At 70.6% G+C, this 17,253-nt stretch carries 24 protein-coding genes; 3 read left to right on the forward strand and 21 right to left on the reverse strand.

The features are described 5' to 3' along the window. Positions 1–40 precede the first annotated feature (40 nt). A complete protein-coding gene (locus VH969_RS09325) occupies positions 41–709 on the forward strand; it encodes an SRPBCC family protein (protein ID WP_331973258.1) in 669 nt (222 codons plus the stop codon). 9 nt (positions 710–718) lie between these two features. Here VH969_RS09325 and VH969_RS09330 read toward each other — a convergent pair whose 3' ends face one another. From VH969_RS09330 to VH969_RS09355, 6 genes are all read right to left on the reverse strand, one after another. Next, entirely contained in the window at positions 719–1,678 is a 960-nt protein-coding gene (locus tag VH969_RS09330; RefSeq protein ID WP_331973259.1) for a glycine betaine ABC transporter substrate-binding protein, read from the reverse strand. A gap of 37 nt (positions 1,679–1,715) precedes the next feature. Beyond that, on the reverse strand, positions 1,716–2,468 hold the full coding sequence (locus VH969_RS09335; RefSeq protein ID WP_331973260.1) for an ABC transporter permease: 753 nt from the start codon (positions 2,466–2,468) through the stop codon (positions 1,716–1,718). Next, on the reverse strand, positions 2,465–3,430 hold the full coding sequence (locus VH969_RS09340; RefSeq protein ID WP_331973261.1) for an ABC transporter ATP-binding protein: 966 nt from the start codon (positions 3,428–3,430) through the stop codon (positions 2,465–2,467). The genes VH969_RS09335 and VH969_RS09340 overlap by 4 nt, the downstream gene beginning before the upstream one ends. Beyond that, positions 3,427–4,071 carry an ABC transporter permease gene (locus tag VH969_RS09345; RefSeq protein ID WP_331973262.1) on the reverse strand — a complete coding sequence of 215 codons (645 nt, stop codon included), beginning with the start codon at positions 4,069–4,071 and terminating at the stop codon, positions 3,427–3,429. Before VH969_RS09345 ends, VH969_RS09340 begins: the two co-directional genes overlap by 4 nt. A gap of 79 nt (positions 4,072–4,150) precedes the next feature. Then, positions 4,151–5,284: an aromatic ring-hydroxylating oxygenase subunit alpha gene (locus tag VH969_RS09350; RefSeq protein WP_331973263.1), complete on the reverse strand. Its 1,134-nt coding sequence runs from the start codon at positions 5,282–5,284 to the stop codon at positions 4,151–4,153. A gap of 127 nt (positions 5,285–5,411) precedes the next feature. Further along, positions 5,412–5,897 carry a hypothetical protein gene (locus VH969_RS09355; protein WP_331973264.1) on the reverse strand — a complete coding sequence of 162 codons (486 nt, stop codon included), beginning with the start codon at positions 5,895–5,897 and terminating at the stop codon, positions 5,412–5,414. A 230-nt stretch (positions 5,898–6,127) separates the two neighbouring features. Between VH969_RS09355 and VH969_RS09360 the strand changes: the two genes are divergently transcribed. Further along, positions 6,128–7,552, forward strand: a complete 1,425-nt coding sequence (locus VH969_RS09360) for a serine/threonine-protein kinase (protein ID WP_331973265.1) — start codon at positions 6,128–6,130, stop codon at positions 7,550–7,552. Here VH969_RS09360 and VH969_RS09365 read toward each other — a convergent pair. After that, positions 7,549–8,397, reverse strand: coding sequence for a polysaccharide deacetylase family protein (locus VH969_RS09365; protein WP_331973266.1), 849 nt, complete (start codon positions 8,395–8,397; stop codon positions 7,549–7,551). The genes VH969_RS09360 and VH969_RS09365 overlap by 4 nt on opposite strands. A 62-nt stretch (positions 8,398–8,459) precedes the next feature. Between VH969_RS09365 and VH969_RS09370 the strand changes: the two genes are divergently transcribed. Continuing rightward, entirely contained in the window at positions 8,460–8,819 is a 360-nt protein-coding gene (locus VH969_RS09370) for a MerR family transcriptional regulator (protein ID WP_414638452.1), read from the forward strand. Between the two features lie 11 nt (positions 8,820–8,830). Here VH969_RS09370 and VH969_RS09375 read toward each other — a convergent pair whose 3' ends face one another. From VH969_RS09375 to VH969_RS09440, 14 genes are all read right to left on the reverse strand, one after another. Further along, on the reverse strand, positions 8,831–9,694 hold the full coding sequence (locus VH969_RS09375; RefSeq protein ID WP_331973267.1) for a serine/threonine-protein kinase: 864 nt from the start codon (positions 9,692–9,694) through the stop codon (positions 8,831–8,833). Positions 9,695–9,731: 37 nt separating this feature from the next. Continuing rightward, positions 9,732–9,914 (reverse strand): hypothetical protein, encoded by a 183-nt coding sequence (locus VH969_RS09380; RefSeq protein WP_331973268.1) that lies wholly within the window; start codon positions 9,912–9,914, stop codon positions 9,732–9,734. A 13-nt stretch (positions 9,915–9,927) separates the two neighbouring features. Further along, positions 9,928–10,215 carry a gas vesicle protein K gene (gene gvpK, locus VH969_RS09385; RefSeq protein ID WP_331973269.1) on the reverse strand — a complete coding sequence of 96 codons (288 nt, stop codon included), beginning with the start codon at positions 10,213–10,215 and terminating at the stop codon, positions 9,928–9,930. Further along, the gene (gene gvpJ, locus VH969_RS09390; protein ID WP_331973270.1) at positions 10,212–10,394 is read right to left on the reverse strand and encodes a gas vesicle protein; all 183 of its coding nucleotides are present in this window, start codon (positions 10,392–10,394) and stop codon (positions 10,212–10,214) included. The genes gvpK and gvpJ (VH969_RS09390) overlap by 4 nt, the downstream gene beginning before the upstream one ends. Then, positions 10,391–11,161: a GvpL/GvpF family gas vesicle protein gene (locus VH969_RS09395; protein ID WP_331973271.1), complete on the reverse strand. Its 771-nt coding sequence runs from the start codon at positions 11,159–11,161 to the stop codon at positions 10,391–10,393. Before VH969_RS09395 ends, gvpJ (VH969_RS09390) begins: the two co-directional genes overlap by 4 nt. After that, positions 11,158–11,547, reverse strand: coding sequence for a gas vesicle protein (gene gvpJ / locus VH969_RS09400; RefSeq protein ID WP_331973272.1), 390 nt, complete (start codon positions 11,545–11,547; stop codon positions 11,158–11,160). The genes VH969_RS09395 and gvpJ (VH969_RS09400) overlap by 4 nt, the downstream gene beginning before the upstream one ends. A gap of 1 nt (position 11,548) precedes the next feature. After that, positions 11,549–11,857 (reverse strand): gas vesicle protein GvpO, encoded by a 309-nt coding sequence (gvpO, locus tag VH969_RS09405; RefSeq protein ID WP_331973273.1) that lies wholly within the window; start codon positions 11,855–11,857, stop codon positions 11,549–11,551. Between the two features lie 7 nt (positions 11,858–11,864). Then, a complete protein-coding gene (locus VH969_RS09410; protein ID WP_331973274.1) occupies positions 11,865–12,104 on the reverse strand; it encodes a gas vesicle protein GvpG in 240 nt (79 codons plus the stop codon). A 4-nt stretch (positions 12,105–12,108) separates the two neighbouring features. Beyond that, entirely contained in the window at positions 12,109–12,867 is a 759-nt protein-coding gene (locus tag VH969_RS09415) for a GvpL/GvpF family gas vesicle protein (RefSeq protein ID WP_331973275.1), read from the reverse strand. A gap of 1 nt (position 12,868) precedes the next feature. Further along, positions 12,869–13,270, reverse strand: coding sequence for a gas vesicle protein GvpJ (gvpJ, locus tag VH969_RS09420; protein WP_331973276.1), 402 nt, complete (start codon positions 13,268–13,270; stop codon positions 12,869–12,871). Positions 13,271–13,282: 12 nt separating this feature from the next. After that, positions 13,283–14,380: an SRPBCC family protein gene (locus VH969_RS09425; protein WP_414638453.1), complete on the reverse strand. Its 1,098-nt coding sequence runs from the start codon at positions 14,378–14,380 to the stop codon at positions 13,283–13,285. Between the two features lie 5 nt (positions 14,381–14,385). Beyond that, positions 14,386–14,943, reverse strand: a complete 558-nt coding sequence (locus tag VH969_RS09430; RefSeq protein ID WP_331973277.1) for a hypothetical protein — start codon at positions 14,941–14,943, stop codon at positions 14,386–14,388. A gap of 392 nt (positions 14,944–15,335) precedes the next feature. Further along, positions 15,336–15,518: a hypothetical protein gene (locus tag VH969_RS09435; protein WP_331973278.1), complete on the reverse strand. Its 183-nt coding sequence runs from the start codon at positions 15,516–15,518 to the stop codon at positions 15,336–15,338. 234 nt (positions 15,519–15,752) lie between these two features. Beyond that, on the reverse strand, positions 15,753–17,253 hold a 1,501-nt coding region (locus VH969_RS09440; protein ID WP_331973279.1), incomplete at its 5' end, for a complex I subunit 5 family protein.

The raw sequence follows: 17,253 nt of genomic DNA on the forward strand, positions 1-17,253 counted from the left end.
CGATATTCTCTCCGCGACCGAGTGAGGGGAGCCAGGACAAGTGATCGACATCGACCAGCTCAACGCCACGCACCGGGAGATCGGCAACCGGGCGGTCGCCTCCGGAGAAGGGCGATCGCTGCTGCTCCGCCGCGTCTACGACACCTCCGTCGCGGACATGTGGAGCGCCTGCACCGACCCCGAGCGGATCAGCCGCTGGCTGGGCCCCGTCGAGGGGGACCTGCGGCTGGGCGGCACCTACCAGCTCAAGGACAACGCCGGCGGCGAGATCCTGCGCTGCGAGGAGCCGCACCTGCTCAAGGTGACCTGGGTCCTCGGCGAGGGCATGAGCACCGAGGTCGAGGTCCGCCTGGCGGCCGACGGCGACGACCGGACCGTCTTCGAGCTGGAGCACGCCTCACCGGCCGGGATCGTCGACGAGATGGTGCGCGCCTACGGCCCCGGCGGCACGATCGGCATCGGCGGCGGCTGGGACCTCGCGCTGCTCGGCCTCGACCGGTACCTGCGCGGCGCGCCGCTCGATCCCGCGACCTGGGAGGACGAGCCGGAGGTCAGGGAGTACGCCAAGCGCAGCTGCCACGCCTGGGGCGCCGTCATCCAGCAAGCCTGGGGCACCAGCGACGACGACATCGCCGCCGCCGTCGCCTTCGGCGTGCAGCACTTCGCCCCGGAGCCCGGCGCGGGCGGTCCCGGCGGTGCCACCGGCTGACCGGGCCGCTCAGCCGACGAACTTCTTGTCCTCCAGCCACTTCTTGGCCACATCGGCCGGCTGCTCGCCCTTGATGTCGACCTCGCTGCTGAGCTTCTGGATGGTCGTCAGGTCGAGCGCGTCGGCGATCGGCTTGAGGATCTTGGCCAGGTCCGGGTTGTCGTCGACGACGGACTTGCGGACGGTCGGCGCCGGGTTGTAGACGGGGAAGAACGCCTTGTCGTCCTCCAGGATCGTGAGCTTGAGCGCCTGGATCCGGCCGTCCGTGGTCACGCCCTCGGCGAAGTTGCACGCGCTGCCCTTCGCGGCGTTGTCGTACAGCGTGCCCTCGGCGACGGTCGCGAGGTTCTCCTTGGGCAGCGTGAAGCCGTACGTCTTCTGCAGCCCGGGCCAGCCGTCGTTGCGGGCGAGGAACTCCGTGGCGGCACACATCTTCGCGGTCGCCGGGTCGGACTTCGCGAGCTTCGCGTAGTCCGAGATGGACTTGACGTCATGCTGCTCCGCGACGTCGGTCTTCGCGACGATCGTGTACGTGCTGTTGTACGGCGCGGGGTCCAGCCAGACGATGTTGTTCTTCAGGTCCTTGTCGGCGACGGCCTGGTACTGCTGCTTCGCGTCGGGAATCGGGTCGGTCTGCTTCATGTAGCTGATCCACGCGGTACCCGTGTACTCCCAGTACATGTCGATGCTGCCGGACGTCAGCGCCGCCCGGGTCGTGTCGCTGCCGGTCAGCCCGCAGTTCTCCGTCACCTCGGCCTCGACGGACCGCAGCGCCTGGATGGTGATCTGACAGAGGATCAGCTGCTCGGTGAACTCCTTGCCGCCCACGGTGAACGACTTGCCTTTGAGCGACGCGATGTCGGCGAGGCTGCCGGCCGCCACATCGGAGTCCGGCTGGGCGATGGAGCAGCCGGTGGCACACATCGCCGCCGCCATCAGGACCGTCAGGAGCCGGGGAAACGTACGCACGATCGTTCCTTCCTGTCAGCGGATCAATGCCGTCGGGTCAGATGCCACGGGGCCGCAGCACGCGTTCGGCGATGCCGGCGAGCCAGTCGACGGCGAGCGCGAGCACCGCGGTGAGCACGCTGCCGGTGATCAGGATCGGCAACCGGTTCAGCGTGACGCCGGTGGCGATCAGGGTGCCCAGGCCGCCGGCGTTGGTGAACGTCGCCAGCGTCGCGCTGCTCACGTTGAGGATCAGGGCGATCCGGATGCCCGCCAGAATGATCGGGACCGCGAGCGGCAGCTCCACCCGGAACAGCACCGTGGTACGGCTCAGGCCCATCCCGCGAGCCGCGTCGATCAGCGCGCTGTCCACAGTGGACAGACCCACCATCGTGTTGCGCAGCACCGGCAGCACGGCGACGAGCACCAGGGCGAGCACCGCCATGTCGAAGCCGATGCCCACGGTGACCGCGAGCAGCACCAGGACGCCGATCGACGGGATGGCCTGCCCGATGTTGGCGACCCCGAGCAGCGGCGCGGTGACGAACCGCAGGCCGGGCCTCGTGAGCAGCACGCCGAGCGGTACGGCGATCACGATGACCAGCACGCTCGACACGGCCACCAGCGCGACGTGTTCGCGCAGGTGCGTGAGGATCGTGGTCCGGTTGATCGAGCGCAGCTCGATGTCGTCGAGCTGCTGTTGCTCGAGGTACCAGAACAGCGCGGCCAGCGCGGCGGCGAGCACCACCGGCGTGATCAGTACCCCGAGCGTCGTCGTCCGCCTGGCCGGGAGCTCGGTCGTGGCGGTCACGGCTCGTCCTCCGGCGGCGTGCGCACCACGGTGGACCAGCTCAGCTCGCCCACCACCCGGCCGTCGTCCCGCACCGCCGCGACCTCGGCACGCGCGTGCAGCATCGCGTTCAGCGCCTCGTGCAGACTCTGGTCGGCGCGCACCGTCGCGCGGCCCGGTGTGCCGGAGTCCGGCGCCAGCGGCAGCTCGTCGACCCGGCGCAGGGTCAGGCCGCGCACGGCCGCGTCGTCGCCGACGAACGAGGCCACGAACTCGTCGGCCGGCTCGGCGAGGATCCGCGCCGGGGTGTCGAACTGCGCCACCCGGCCACCCTCGGCGAAGATCGCGATCCGGTCGCCGAGCTTGATCGCCTCGGTGATGTCGTGCGTGACGATCACGACGGTCTTGCGGATGTTCGCCTGCAGTGCGACGAACTCGTCGTGCAGCCGCTCGCGGGTGATCGGGTCGATGGCGCCGAACGGCTCGTCCATGAGCAGCACCGGCGGATCCGCGGCGAGCGCGCGGGCCACGCCGACGCGCTGCTGCTGGCCGCCGGAAAGCTGCTTCGGGTAGCGCCGCCGGAACGTGGCGGGGTCCAGGCCGACCAGCGTGAGCAGCTCGTCCACGCGCGCGGCGATCTTCTGCTTGGACCATCCCAGCGCGCGCGGCACCATGCCGATGTTCGCCGCCACCGTCAGGTGCGGGAACAGGCCGATCTGCTGGATCACGTAGCCGATGTGGCGGCGCAGCTCGTCGGCGTCGACCGTGCTGACGTCCTTGCCGTCGACGAAGATCTGGCCGGCGGTCGGCTCGATCAGCCGGTTGATCAGCCGCATGGTCGTGGTCTTGCCGCAGCCGGACGGACCGACCAGGATCACCGTCTCGCCGGCCGCGATCTCCAGCGACAGGTCCTCGACCGCGTAGGTGTTCGCGCCGGGATAATGCTTGCTCACCCGGTCCAGCTGGATCATCGGGTCGTTCATCGCAACCCCCGTGACGTCGTCAACCGCGCGAGCAGAAGGAACAGCAGATCGAGTACCAGTGCGAGCACCGCCACCCCGAGCACGCCGGCCAGGGTGTCGTTGAGCGCGTTGGCGCCGCCGATCCTGGCCAGGCCGTCGAAGATCAGCTGGCCGAGCCCCGGGCCGGCCACCGCGGCGGCGATCGCGGCGATGCCGACGCACATGAGCGTGGCCAGCCGGACACCGGTGAGGATGACCGGCCAGGCCAGCGGCAGGCGGACCATAACCAGCCGGCGCAGCGGGGACAGCCCCATGCCCTGAGCGGCGTCCAGGACCTCCGGTGGCACCGACTCCAGGCCGGTGACCGTGTTGCGCACGATCGGGAAGAGCGCGTACAGCACGAGCGCGGTGATCGCCGGTGCGGCGCCGAGCCCGAAGAGCGGGATGAGCAGCCCGAACAGCGCGAATGACGGGATGGTGAGCATGGTGCCGGTGAGCGCGAGCACCGGCCGGCTCGCCGCCGTCCGGCCGGCGACCAGCGCGCCGAGCGGGATGGCGAGCACCGCCGCGATGCCGACCGCGATCAGCACGACCTGCAGGTGGCCGATCGCGAGCAGCGTGATGTCCTCCCAGCGGCGGGAGAGATACTCGCCGAAGCTCATGTCTCCGCGCCCGCGTCCCCGACGTGAGTCATGGCTCTAGTCAAACATCCCGGCCACGCACATGTCGATCATCGAGCCGTCATCCCCAGGGTGGCCTGCCCCGATACGCCTCGCCGATCATCGTCACCCAGCGGTGGACGGCGTCCTCGTTGGGCGCGAACGGGCCCGGCCGGAAGTGGGGGGACGCGAGCCCGCGCTGCACGGACTCGCACGCGGCCCAGTCCTGCCGGTTGGTGCGGTCCCAGAACGCCTCGGCATGCGCGACGCTCGCACCTTGTGGTGCGAGCCAGGTGCATTCGACCTGCGTGGCGCCGGGGGCGACCGGGCGCAACCGGTGCGTCATCACGTAGTCCGGGTGCAGGGACAGGAGCAGGTCGGGAAACAGCGCGAGGTACAGCACCCGCCGTCTGTCCACATCGGGCAGGAAGGAGCCGTTCGAGCGACCGTCGAGCGACATGGTCTCGGCTCCGTCACGCAGGTCCATGGCGCCACCGACCCACGCGCCGGGCAGGTCGTAGTTGTCGCCGCTGTTCGGCGGGGACACCGCGCACAGCTCGGGATGGATGTGCGGGCAGTGGTAGCACTCGTGGTAGTTCTCGACGATCACCTTCCAGTTGGCGTGCACGACGTAGTCGTGGCGGGCGGCCGTCCGCAGGTCCTGCGGCGCGTACGGGGCGACCAGCCCGGGCAGCGCGCCGAGGTGCCGCGCGAACGGCGCGGCGTCGCCGGTGCCGTTGACGAACACCCAGCCGTGCCAGACCTCGACGGGCAGCGGCACGAGGGCGTGGTCGCCCTTCGGCAGGCCGGGGTAGCGCGGCGCGGTGCGCAGCGCGCCGTCCAGCCCGTAGGTCCACGCGTGGTAAGGGCACACGACGACGGGCCGCGTCGACGCGTCGCCCTCGGCTAGCAGCTCGTGGCCCCGGTGCCGGCAGGTGTTGGCCAGCGCCGTGACCGTCGAGCCCGTCCGGGTCAGCAGGACCGGGATGTCCCCGGCGAGCGCGCCCCGCTGGGTGGCGCCGCCGTCGAACAGCTCGTCGAGCCGCCCGAGGCAGCTCCACGTACCGGCGAAGACATGCCGCGTCTCCCAAACCAGCACGTCCGGGGAGGTGTAGGCCCGCGCCGGCAGCATGGTCGACTCGCCGAACGGGCGCAGGGCACGCTCGAGCTCACCGGCCGGGACCGGCGCCGGCGGCCAGGCGGTGGCGGCGGACACGCCTTCGACCGTAACCCACGCGCGCTCGTGGTCCGGTGGTCCGAGCCGCCGGGCGCAACAGCACGCACCGCGTACCGGCGAGCTTCGGCGTCGGCTGGTTCCCGACGATGCCCTGCGACTGACCCTGCTACTCCTCGTCCGAGCCCGCCGCCTGCGTCGCGCCCAGGACGTTGATCTGGATCAGCAGCACGTGCATGAGGACGGCCCAGTCGGCGGCCCGCGGGGTGTCCGTCGCGGCCAGCGTCTGTTCGGCGAGTGCCTCGACGCCTTCGTGGTCGCGGCGCCGGAGCAGCGCGGAGACGAACGTCGCGGCGTCGGGCAGGTGTTCCTCGGACGCCCTGGCGTTCGCGATCGCCAGCAGGCGGGCGGCGAGCTGCCCCAGCAGGGTCAGGCCGACGCCGAACACGAGCGTTCCCTCGGGGAGGCTCGCGTCGTCGGTGGCGTTCACGCGCGCGGCCGGGAGTACCCGGGTGGACCGGAGCAGCTGCGCGTAGTCGGCGAACAGGTCGCGGTGCTCGTCCGGGGCGACGGCCTGCCCGGCCTCGTCGACCATAGCGAGGACCAACTCCGTGTCGGCCTCGCTCATCGCCTCGTCCGGTGGCTTCCGCTGCATTCCGACACCCGCATTCGCCCGAGCCGGGCGCACGCCACGCCCGTCCGTATGTCGACGTACAAAGCCAAGTGTTACCAGACGTTCGAGAGACAGCATTTGTCCATTGTGGAGTGCCGTTGGCAATTCCTTCACTTCGGGCGTGTGGTGGCGGCCGGCTGGCTAGAATCCGCAGCTCAGGTGTCCGAGCACGGGGAGCGGAACGCGTGGTGTGGTCATTCGGTCCGTATCGGATGGAGCAGCTGATCGCGCGGGGTGGCATGGGCGAGGTGCACCGCGCGCACGACGTCCGGCACGACCGGGTCGTGGCCGTGAAGCTGCTCAACCAGGACCTGGCCGGCGATCACGACTTCCGCGAGCGGTTCAAGCGGGAGGCCAGGGCCGCGGCGCGGCTCCGGGAGCCGCACGTCGTCCCCATCCATGCCTACGGCGAGATCGACGGCCGGCTCTACCTCGACATGCGCCTGGTCGACGGCCGCGACCTGGACGCCGTCCTCCGCGAGCGGGGCCGGCTGTCCGCGGCCGACGCCGTCGACGTGGTCGGGCAGATCGCGAGCGCCCTCGACGCCGCGCACGCCGAAGAGCTCGTGCACCGCGACGTCAAGCCGTCGAACGTGCTCATCAGCCCGCGCGGCTTCGCCTACCTCGTCGACTTCGGGATCGCGCGCACGATCAGCCCGCACGCCGACCTGACCTCGACCGGCGACGTCGTCGGCACCCTGCACTACATGGCGCCCGAACGGTTCGGCCCGGGGCCCGTCGACCACCGGGTGGACGTGTACTCGCTCGCCTGTGTCCTGTTCCAGTGCCTGACCGGCGGCAAGCCGTTCCAGCCGGAGAACCCGCTCGCGGTGATGTACGCGCACGTCAACAACGAACCGCCGCGGCCCGGCGACGTCGACCCCGCGCTCGCCAGGTTCGATCACGTCGTGACGACCGGCATGGCCAAGGACCCCGCGCGGCGCTTCGCGAGCGCGGGGGAGCTGGCGCGGGCCGCCAAGGAAGCCTTCGGCAGGTCTCAGACGCGCCGGATGCCCGCACCGCCGCCACTGATCCACCCGCCGTCACAGCCACCGTCACAGCCACCGCCGCAGTCACCGCCGCAGTCACCGCCGGCACCGCAGCCGTCATCGCAGCCGGCACGGCCGAAGCAGCGCGGCGCCGGCCGCTGGTGGCTCGCCGCGGCCGGGCTCGTGGTGCTGCTCGGGCTGGCCGGCTTCCTGCTGTTCAAGGACGACGTGTTCCCGGGCCAGCCGGGCACGGGTGCGCCGACGTCCACCACCCGGCCGGACACCCCGCCGGACGCCCCGCCCGCGGACCTGAACCTCAGCACGCCGATCAGCGCACCCGCGTGCGACGGCCGGTACATCGTGATCGTCGGCTCGGCGGTCGACAAGGACCGCTACCCCGAGGACGTCCAGCGGTTCCTGGACGAAAACCCCGGGGCGAAGTACCTGCACGCGGTCAGTACCGGCTGCGGCTCGCTGCGCAAGGTCTACGACGATGGCACCGAGATCTATGCCGCCTACTACGGCCCGTACACCAGCCAGACCGAAGCCTGCGCCAAGAAGGACCAGGCCGGCGGCGGCGCGTTCGTCAGGACCCTCGACAACACGACGCCCCCGGCACATGTCGTGTCCTGCGCGGGCGCCGGCTAGCTCACGTAGTGCGCGGCGATGTCGTCGCTGGTGGTGAGCCACGCGTCCGGCTGGGCGGCCAGGAACCGCAGCGCCTCGTCGAGGTACCTGGCCCGGAACGGCTGGCCGATCACGAACGGGTGCAGGGCAAGGGCGAGAACCCGGCCGCCGTGTTCGGAGTCGGCGCGTAGCTGCTCGTACTGGTCCCGCACGACCCGCACGAACTCCGGCCCGGTGGTGCCCTTGCCGAACAGGCCGAGGTCGTTGAGCTCGACCGAGTACGGGACGCTGATCATGCCCGGCACGTTCAGCCGGTAGGGCTGGTCGTCGTTCGTCCAGTCCAGCAGGTACGTCAGGCCGAGCTCGGCGAGCAGGGCGGGCGTGTCGGACGTCTCGGTCAGGCCGGGGCCGAGCCAGCCGCGGGGTCGCCGGCCGGTGGCGCCGGTGATCGTGTCCACGACGCCGGTGAGGAACCGGCGCTCGTCGTCGACGGACATCGCCGTGTGCAGGATCGAGTTCGTCCTGCCGTGCGCGAGCCAGGCCCAGTCGCGGTCCAGACCGGCCTTGATGATCTGCGGGTAGTGGTCGGCGACGTCGGAGTTCAGCAGCACGCTGGCCCGGACGCCGTGCCGGTCCAGGATGTCCATGGTGCGCCAGATGCCGACCCGGACGCCGTAGTCGCGCCAGCCGTGGTTGAGCGGGTCCGGGACGAGGTCGGCGGTGCCGGGCCAGATGCTGGTGGACGGCCTGCCGGGGAGGAAGTGTTCGACGTTGAGTCCGATGTAGACGGCGACTTTGGCGCCGCCGGGCCAGGAGATCGGCGGCCGTTCCGTGATGGGGCTGTAGTCGAAGAGAGTGTCGCTCATGCCACGACGGTAGAAGCTAACATCACTGTCAGGTTCAAGTCCTTTCACGGCGCGGAGGTGTGATGCGCATCGGCGAGCTCGCGCGGCGAACCGGGGTGAGCGAACGGTCGCTGCGGTACTACGAGCAGCAGGGCCTGCTCACGCCCGACCGCACGCCGGGTGGGCACCGCGACTATCCCGAGCGCGCGGTCGACCGGGTCATCCGCATACAGGAGCTCTTCGCCGCCGGGCTGCACAGCAAGAAGATCGCCCGGCTGCTGCCGTGCATGCGCGACGCCGACGGCGGTCCGTCGGAGATCGCCACCCCGCAACTGGTCGCCGACCTCGCCGCCGAGCGGCAGCGGATCGACCGGATGATCACGGAGCTGACCAACTCCCGCGATGTCCTCGACGACGTCATCGACGCGGCGGCACGCGACTGAGCCGCGGGCGCTCAGCCGTTCGCCTCCGTTTCGACCGGCAGCTCGGTCGCCGGGATGCGGAGGCGTCGCTGGGCGCCCTGCAGGGCCTTGCCGAACACGGCCGCGGTCGGTGGCCGCCGCCGGGGTTCCTTCTCCAGGGCCCACTCGAGGACCTCGCAGACCTCGTCCGGCACGCCAGTCTGGCGAAGGTCCACCGGCGCGTCGTTGAGCACCCGGTTCATCACGGCGACGATGTTCTCGCCGACATGGCGCGAGTGCGGCGCGCGGCCGTGGATGAGAGCGACCAGGGTGGCGGCGAGCGAGTAGACGTCCGCCGACATGCTCGGCGGCGTGCCGCGCAGCACCTCGGGCGCCGCGTACGCGGGGCTGGCCACCGTCGGACCGGCGCCGCTCTGCAGCGTGCTCACCTGGCCGGCCTGGCCGAAGTCCGTCAGCTGCGGTGCGCCGCGCGAGCTGACCAGCACGTTCCCCGGCTTGACGTCCCGGTGCAGGACGCGCGCGTCGTGCGCGGTCTGCAACCCGCCGGCCAGCTGCACCCCCACGCGGACCGCCGCCTGCCAGGACATGGGGCCGCGCCGCCATGTCCGCTCCGCGAGCGAGCCGCGTCTGAAAAACGGCATGACCAGGTACAGATGTCCGTCGCTCGTCGTGCCGACCGTGTAGATCCGCACGATGTTCGGGTGCCGGGCCAGCTTGGCGATGAGGCGGCACTCGCGTTCGAGCTGTTCTTGTGGCGTGTCCGGCTGCGCCGGGTTGAGCACCTTGACCGCGACGTTGCGGCGGAGTGCCTGGTGGCGCGCCCGGTACGTCAACCCGTAGGCCCCTCGTCCTACTTCGACGAGGTCTGAGAGGCCGTCCAGCCGGGGTGAGGTCATCGCCCGCCGATTGTGCACCACCGGGGCGCGGCGGGCTTCACCGACGTGAACCACGTGCCGCCCAGAGGTTGAACACGATCCCCACCGCGAAGGCGGCCGAGGCGATGAGGACGTACGCGGGCGCCCAGCCCAGCACGACGGAGACGACGGTCAGCACGAGCAGCACGGCGAAGCCGCCCGCGGTCAGCGCCGAGATGGCACTGGGCGGCCGGGCCGGCATGACGGCTCCCTCGCTAGTCGCGCGGGAGCAGGGTGCCGAGCGGGCCGAGGTCGAGGTTGAGGTCCTCGCGCTCCAGGTCGAAGTGCGTGCACAGCTCGTCCATGCCCTGCTCCAACCGCATCAGGGTCAGACCCAGCTTCTCGATCTGCTCGTCGTCGAGGTCGCCGTGCTCGACCCGGCGGATCGCCTGCCGCTCCATCAGCTGTCGCAGCAGCTCCACGACAGTGAGGACCAGCCCGGCGAGGCTCTGCTGGGCCGTTTCGGGATCGGCGTTGATGTGCAGACCCGGTTGGTCTGTCATCGTGGCGGCTCCAATACGGTGATCGACGTCAGGAACGCGCGCAGGGAGATGTGCACGAGGTCCACGTCGGCGATGGACAACCGGATGTCACCGCTGATCACCACGCCGCCGGCGAGCACGCGGTCCAGCAGGTCCACCAGCGCGACACGGCGTTCGAAGGTGGGTACCGGTTCGGTCATGGCGTTTGTCCGATCGAGACGAATGAGTAGGCGGGCCACGGCCCGGTGAGCTCGAGCGCGACGTCCGGATGGCGTTCGTCCTCGCCACGCACCGCGCGGGCGAAGTCCTCGGCGGCGCCGTCGTCGACGAGGTAGGCCCCGTTGAGGATCATGGGCCGGCTCCGGTCGGCCAGGGCCGGGGAGTGCGGCCGGTGGCGGTGGGCGGCGACGGCGAGCCCCGCGAGCGCGTGGTGGATCTCGTCGGCCTGTGTCGCGGCGAGCTCCTCCACCCGCTCGCGGGCCACGTGCTCCTCGCGCTTGCGGCGCAGGTACGCCGCGCCCGCGCCGCCGGCCGCGGGGGCGGCGCCGGCCGCCGCCCGCAGCCGGCCGACGTCCAGCAATGCCTTGACCCCCCACTCCGACCGGCCGGTGACCCGGGCGAGCGCGTCGCGGAACCCGTCCGCCTGCTCCCGGAGCAGCAACCGGACCCGGTCGTCGTCGAAGTAGACCGTGGCGAGCCGGAACGGCACCGTGGGACCGGCTCGCGCCACGGCCGCCACGATCGCGTCGTGGACCCGGGCCACCCCGGCGAGCCAGTCGAGGTCCTCGAGGTTGCGCCGCAGCGCCTCCTCGCCGAACGTGTCCAGCGGCACCGTGCCGGCCACCGCGGTCAGCGCGCCCTCGCGGATCAGGCGCAGTTGCTCACCGGCGACTCCCGTGAGGTCGCCGGGCAGGCCCGGCTCGAGCTCCCCGGCGACCGCGTACACCCAACTGCCCTGTTCGGTCACGAGCTCTTGCGTCGCGGCTTGGGCGCCTGTTCGGCGGTCTCCTCGAGTTCGGGGACGTCGTCGTGTCCCGCCTCGAGCTCGGCGACTCGGTTGCGCAGCTGCTCGTTCTCCAGCTCCAGCCGGCGATCACCGCCGGCCAGCCAGGGATCGTGCTCCCACCAGTCGATGCCGACCTCCTTCGCGGTCTCCAACGAGGCGACCACGAGCCGGAGCTTGATCGTCAGCAGCTCGATGTCGAGCAGGTTCACCCGGATGTCACCGGCGATGACCAGGCCCTTGTCCAGCACGCGCTCGAGGATGTCGCCGAGGTTGCTGGGTTCACGGCTTGGTGCGGTGCTCGGAGTGGTGCTCTGGGGCACGGACAAGGGCTGTGCAGTCGTCGCCATCTCAGTCCGTTCCCAACTGACCCCGGCCGCGCGAGTAACGCTTGGTCCGACGGTAGGCCTGCAGGTCGCCGTTTTCGTCGAGCTCGGCCTCGTACACCGCGAGGATGTCCGATGCGGACGGAACCCGCCGGTCCTCGACCACCTCGACCTCGACGAGCCAGCCGGTCTCGATCGGCTCGACCGACGTCACACCCTCGATGTCCTTCGCGGTGAGCGCGCCGATGTGTTCCTGCGCCTTGGCCGCGATGCCCGGTGCGGACGATCTCGCGGACTTGCCGCTGTTCCTGTTGGCGGAGTTCGTGGTGGCCACGTGGCAATCACCTCTCCTTCGTCTCTGGCGTCTGCGGCCGAGCGGCCATGCGGTCCAGCACCTGTTGCTGTGCCTCGGCCTCCTCGCGAGCGGAGAGCTCTCCGCTCGCCCGCCGGTCGTCGATCTCCTCCAGCTCACGCCGGATGGCGGCCGGGTCGTGCATATCCTGCTCGGCCTGCCGCTGGATCAGTTCGCCGAGCCGCATGACTCCACGGACCGGTGCACTGACAAACGAAAAAAGTCCCATCTGGTTACTCCGGGGTTCTGCTGACGACGAAGTCGTACGCGGCGAGCGGACCGAGCAGCCGGAGATCGACCCGCTCGTCCCATTCGTCGGCCAGCCGGCCGAGTACGTCCTCGAGTTCGGACTGCTTCGCGGTCTCCGCGAGGCACACCACGTGCACCGCGTCCCGCTCGTGTGTGGCCTCCCGCTCGGCGACGGTGAGTCCCAGGTCGGTCAGCGCGGCCAGGACCACCCGGGTGTCGGCCTCCCGCTTGGCCGCGATCGCGTTGTTGATTCCCTCACCGAGCGAGATCCGCTCGTTGCGGGTGGCATCCGCCGGCTTGTCGCGGATCGCCTCGCGCAGGCTGCGGAACTCCTGGTTCTCGGCCAGGACCTCGTTGAGGATCGCGTCCTCCTGGTACCGGCCCTTGATGACGTACTCCGCCTTTCCTTCCAGCTCGTCCAGTGCCGCGGCGAACTCGTCGTGGTGGGCCGCGAGCAGTTCGTCGACCACGTGGTCCTCGGTGTCGAGCACGGCACCGAACTTCATGGGCAGGACCGGGGCCGCGGCGGCGGCGCCGTCGAGCAGGGCGGCGTGTGCGGCGAGCTCCTCGGGGCGGCCGAGTGCGATGTTCGTCGGCACCGCGCTGACGAGCGCGGCGATGTCACCGTGCTTGACGGTGGTCACCTCGCCCGGCGGGTCGCCGACGCCGCGTGCGTCCGGCTCGGTCTCCACGTCGGCGGGCACGATTCCGTACACGTAGATCGCACGGTCGGATTCAGTCATCTCAGTCCTCCTTCCGGCGGCGTCCTGCCCGCTCGGTTGGTTGTTCCTCGCCGAGGAAGTCGCGCAGCTTGTCGCCGGCCGCTTCGAGCGCACCCTTCGTCTTCGCCTTGGAACCGCCCGACACCGCGCCCTCGACCAGGTCGGGCAATCCCTTCTGGTCCACGCCGGAAATGTCCAGCCGGTTGACGGCCTCGGCGAAACGCAGGTAGGTGTCCACACTGGCCACGACGATGCGCGCGTCGATCGTCAGCAACTCGATGCCGACCAGTGACACCCGCACGTAGGCGTCGATGACGAGGCCTTTGTCCAGGATCGTGTCGATCACATCGGCGAGGCCGGAGGAGGAGGGGCGGTTCCAACTACCACCGCCGCCTCCACCGGCTGGCTGCACGGCTGTTGTCATGGGTTTCGATCCTCACTTTCTGCCTGCGGTAGCCCTGCGGCGGCGGCCTCGGGCGGGTTGCTCCTCGCGGTCCGGTTCCTCGTCGACCTCTTCGTCGGCCTCGTCGTCGGCCTCGTCGTCGGCCTCGTCGTCGGCCGGTTCCTCGTCGACCTCTTCGTCGTCGGCAGGCTCCTCGTCCTGCTCCTCGTCCTGCTCCTCGTCGACGGGTTCCTGACCGTCCCGGTCCTCGGCGTCGTCCCGGTCCTCGTCCCGGTCCTCGGCCTCGTCCTGCTCCGGCTCGACGACCTCGCCGTCGTGGATCTCTCCGCGCCAGCCCTCGATCTCGTCCTGATGCAGCAGGCCGTGGGTCATCACGTGCCGGCGGAAGTGCTTGAGCTCCAGCCGGGCCCGGCGGCCTTGCGCACGCCACAGGTTTCCGGTCCGCTCGAACAGGCCCTGCGGGTGGTACTCGAGGACGACCAGGATCCGTGTCAGGTCGGGCGTCAGCTCGTGGAAGGTGACGGCGCCGTCGACGTGGCCCTTGGCGCCCTTGGAGCGCCACACGATCCGCTCGCTGGGTACCTGCTCGAGAATCGTGGACTCCCAGGTGCGGTGCGACCAGAAGACCTGCGCCTTCCAGGCCACCTTCTCCTCGCTGATCTGTTCGACGTTCTCGACCTTCTTCATGAAGCCGGGGAAGTCGGTGAACCGGGTCCACTGGTCGTAGGCGAGATCCACAGGCACACCCACGTCGATCTCCTCGACGATGTTGGTCACCTTCAGCTTGCCGCCTTTGCCGCCGCCACCGCGGCCGCCCCCACCCAGCGCGTTGCCCAGCTTCTCCTTGACGTTCTGCGCGACTTTCGAGAAGGCGCCCTTCACCGCACCGAGGGCCGCACCGCGACCCGCTCCCTTCTGCGCGCCGGTGACCGCACCCAGCAGTCCACCGTCACCGTTGCCGGAGCTGTAGTCGGTGAGCCGGCCGGTGGCCTTGGTGACCTTGTTGGTCAGCGAGGTCGCCGCCCGCGAGGTGACCGTCTCCGTCAGCCTGCGCAGCGAGTCGCCCAACGGCGACTGCTCGCCGGCGCCCGGTACGGCGCCTTTCGCCTTGCTGAGTTTCTCGGTTACCACCGCGCTCACCTCCCGGCCCGGCGGACAGGCGCGCGGCTGGTACGGCTGCGCGCGGCGCGCCGCGGGGGCTCGTCGCCGTCATCGCTCTCCGCGCGCGCGCTGCGCCGGCTGGGCGTTCTCCTCGGGGCGCGCCGGCGCGGACGCTCGGGCTCCTCCTCGGTCTCCTGCTCGGCGTCGCGGGGTTCGTCCTCGGCGTGCTCGTCGTCCTGCCGCGTCTCCTCGTCGGCGGGCGCCTCGTCCTCGGCCTCGTCGTCCTTGCGCGACTTCTTCCCGACCGGGTTGCTCTGCAGCCGCTCGTTGAGCGCGTCGATGCGGCTACTGGCCGCGGTCATCGCCGCGGTCTTCGCGGCGCCGACGAGCTGGCCCCGGGCGACGCTGGTGAGCTCACCCAGTTGCGCCGACGAACCGAGCTGCTTCAGCCCGCGCTGCAGCAGAGCCCGCGGCGATCCGGCGGCACCCGTCGCCCCGGCCGCTGCCAATGTCAATGCCAGCCGCATCTTGCGGGTGCGACCGAGGAAATACCCGATCACCACGCCGACTGCGACGCGTGCTCCAGGCTTCATGTTTGTCCTCCTTGGACAGATTCACATGCGAGTCGCCTAGCCGGCGACTCATTTGCGCCCGCCAGTCGTACCCGTAGTGCGAAAACACGAAACGGATCCGTCCAAGGAAATTCGTCCCACAAACTCCATCACCAAGCGAGGAATTCGTAACAAGTCGCGCACTGCGTGTCATTGTTGATATTGATCAGAAGATCGCCTGTCTATTTTGGACGAATAACCGACCCTCCAGGAAAGTAGATTTCAAAGGCATGCGAAATCGACGTCGGTCGCGATCGGCCGACGGTGGTCCAATGAGGACAAACCGCTCTCCGGAGCCGGCCCCGGTACTCGTGGCTCCGTGTTCGTCCGGCGGCCGTGGCCGCCCTCAGGTTGTGCTCGACGCAGGTGCCTGTCTAGCCCGGCGTCGTCTCGCGCCGACGGCTGTCTCCGTTCGGGTCTCCGTTCGGGTTGGCGGCGACCTGCCGGTCCGCCTCCGTGTTCGGCCCGGGAGCGTCACGGCCGGTGTCGGTCGCGTCGCCGCCAAGTTCGCGGCGCAACTCGTCGAAGATCGGCGTCGATGCTGTCGGATCTGGCACGCGACCTCCCCGCGGTTCGCGTCAGGGGTCAGACCCGAGATCTATCGCAGCCCACGCTGCTGGAGCTTGCCCGCGCCCCGCGGCTTGAGGCGCGCCGCCGACGGGGGAGCGTCGGCGCAGATCTCGGCAACAACTCAGGTGGATCGTGTTGTGCTCGGCTGCGCAACGGGTGACGTGCGCAGGAATGTGCCAATTACGCCGTTCAGCGTAATCGACGCTGCCTGAACGGTCCAGCTAGCCGGTGATGACCAGCGTCGCGGTGAACACCGCGACGCCGAGGACCAGTGCGGCGGCGTAGTCCCCGATATGTCCGGAATGCAGCTGGTGCAGCCGGTGTAGTGGGCGATGCAGCAGGCCGGACGCCCTCCGGTACAGCGGCGCCACCCCGACAGCCACGGCGGCGAGGGTGGACAGCAGGCCGAGCAGGACACCGGCGAGGGTCCAGTGGGTGGTGACCGAGCCGACGTCCGGGACCGGCCCGCCCAGCACGGCGGCCTGGTAGCCGGCGGAGTCGGTGAACACCGCCGCGGCGTGGCCGAGCTCGGCGGCGACACCGGGCACCAGCCCGACGACGAGGCCGGTGACCAGCAGCAACACGGTCGCGGTGACCATCGTGGGCGGCGTGGCGGGCAGCGGCCGGTCCACCTCGAGCTGCTCGTGGGAGCCGCTGATCACGTCGGACGTGTCGTCGCCGGGCCGGCGGCCGAGCCCGTAGAAGATCCGCAGGCCCGCGCGCAGAACCGCGCCACCCGTGGCCGCCGAGGTGGCCACGAACACCGCCGTCAGGATCGGGCTGCCGGTGGCCTCCTCGGCGACCGCCTTGCCCAGCCCGACGCCGAACGGCGGCAGCCCGGCCAGCGCCAGCGCGGCGAGCAGCCACAACGCGGCCAGCACGTGGTGCCCGCGGGCCCGCCCGTACAGGTCGTGCTCGTCGACGGTGCCGGCGAGGGCCAGCAGCATCCCGGCGAGCAGGAACAGCGCGCCCTTGGTGCCGGCGTGGCCCAGCACGTAGGCCGCCGCGCCGGCGATCCCGTCCGCGGACAGGGCGGCGAGCGCGATCAGGAAGAGCCCACCGTGCGCGATCGTGGAGTAGGCGAGCATCCGCTTGAGGTGCCGCTGCGACAGCGCCATCACCGACCCGACCGCCGCGGTGAGCACCCCCAGCAGGATGAGCCCCACCCGCACGGCCGCGGACGGCAGCACGCCGGCGAAACTCACCCAGTAGACCCGCGCGATCCCGTAGACCCCGAGCGGGGCCATCACTCCGGAGAACAGCACGCACACCGGCGACGGCGCGACCGCGTGCGCGTCGGCCAGCCAGAAGTGGAACGGCACGGCCGCGGCCTTGACGAGCCAGCCGGTGCACACCAGCGCGAAGCCCACGCGCACGAGCACGTCCGCCGGGTGGCCGGCGATCTCTGCCCCGATCTGCGCCAGGCCGAGCTGCCCGGTGCGGGCGTACAGCACGGCGATCCCGGTCAGCGTGAAGTAGGCCCCGAGGGAGTTGGTGACACCGAAGGTGAACGCGCCCTGGACCGAGTCCGGCTCCTCGATCTTGTAGCCGGCGAGCGCGCAGGCGACCGCGCCCATCAGTTCGAAGAAGACGAACATCGTGAACAGGTCGCCGACCAGGACGAACCCGGTCATCCCGGTCAGGAACAGCAGCACCAGCACGGGGAGGTGCGCCTCGGCCGTCTCGAAGTACCGCCAGCTGAACAGCAACGCGCACCCGGTG

It is taken from the genome of Actinophytocola sp. (assembly GCF_036555685.1).
Classification (GTDB): domain Bacteria; phylum Actinomycetota; class Actinomycetes; order Mycobacteriales; family Pseudonocardiaceae; genus Actinophytocola.

Coding starts and splice junctions, on each gene's coding strand:
- VH969_RS09340 (WP_331973261.1), bottom strand. CDS start 3,430: ATGAACGACCCGATGATCCAGCTGGACCGGGTGAGCAAGCATTATCCC.
- VH969_RS09345 (WP_331973262.1), bottom strand. CDS start 4,071: ATGAGCTTCGGCGAGTATCTCTCCCGCCGCTGGGAGGACATCACGCTG.
- VH969_RS09355 (WP_331973264.1), bottom strand. CDS start 5,897: ATGCAGCGGAAGCCACCGGACGAGGCGATGAGCGAGGCCGACACGGAG.
- VH969_RS09360 (WP_331973265.1), top strand. CDS start 6,128: ATGGAGCAGCTGATCGCGCGGGGTGGCATGGGCGAGGTGCACCGCGCG.
- VH969_RS09365 (WP_331973266.1), bottom strand. CDS start 8,397: ATGAGCGACACTCTCTTCGACTACAGCCCCATCACGGAACGGCCGCCG.
- VH969_RS09370 (WP_414638452.1), top strand. CDS start 8,460: ATGCGCATCGGCGAGCTCGCGCGGCGAACCGGGGTGAGCGAACGGTCG.
- VH969_RS09375 (WP_331973267.1), bottom strand. CDS start 9,694: ATGACCTCACCCCGGCTGGACGGCCTCTCAGACCTCGTCGAAGTAGGA.
- VH969_RS09380 (WP_331973268.1), bottom strand. CDS start 9,914: ATGCCGGCCCGGCCGCCCAGTGCCATCTCGGCGCTGACCGCGGGCGGC.
- gvpK (WP_331973269.1), bottom strand. CDS start 10,215: ATGACAGACCAACCGGGTCTGCACATCAACGCCGATCCCGAAACGGCC.
- gvpJ (WP_331973270.1), bottom strand. CDS start 10,394: ATGACCGAACCGGTACCCACCTTCGAACGCCGTGTCGCGCTGGTGGAC.
- gvpJ (WP_331973272.1), bottom strand. CDS start 11,547: ATGGCGACGACTGCACAGCCCTTGTCCGTGCCCCAGAGCACCACTCCG.
- VH969_RS09410 (WP_331973274.1), bottom strand. CDS start 12,104: ATGGGACTTTTTTCGTTTGTCAGTGCACCGGTCCGTGGAGTCATGCGG.
- VH969_RS09415 (WP_331973275.1), bottom strand. CDS start 12,867: ATGACTGAATCCGACCGTGCGATCTACGTGTACGGAATCGTGCCCGCC.
- gvpJ (WP_331973276.1), bottom strand. CDS start 13,270: ATGACAACAGCCGTGCAGCCAGCCGGTGGAGGCGGCGGTGGTAGTTGG.
- VH969_RS09430 (WP_331973277.1), bottom strand. CDS start 14,943: ATGAAGCCTGGAGCACGCGTCGCAGTCGGCGTGGTGATCGGGTATTTC.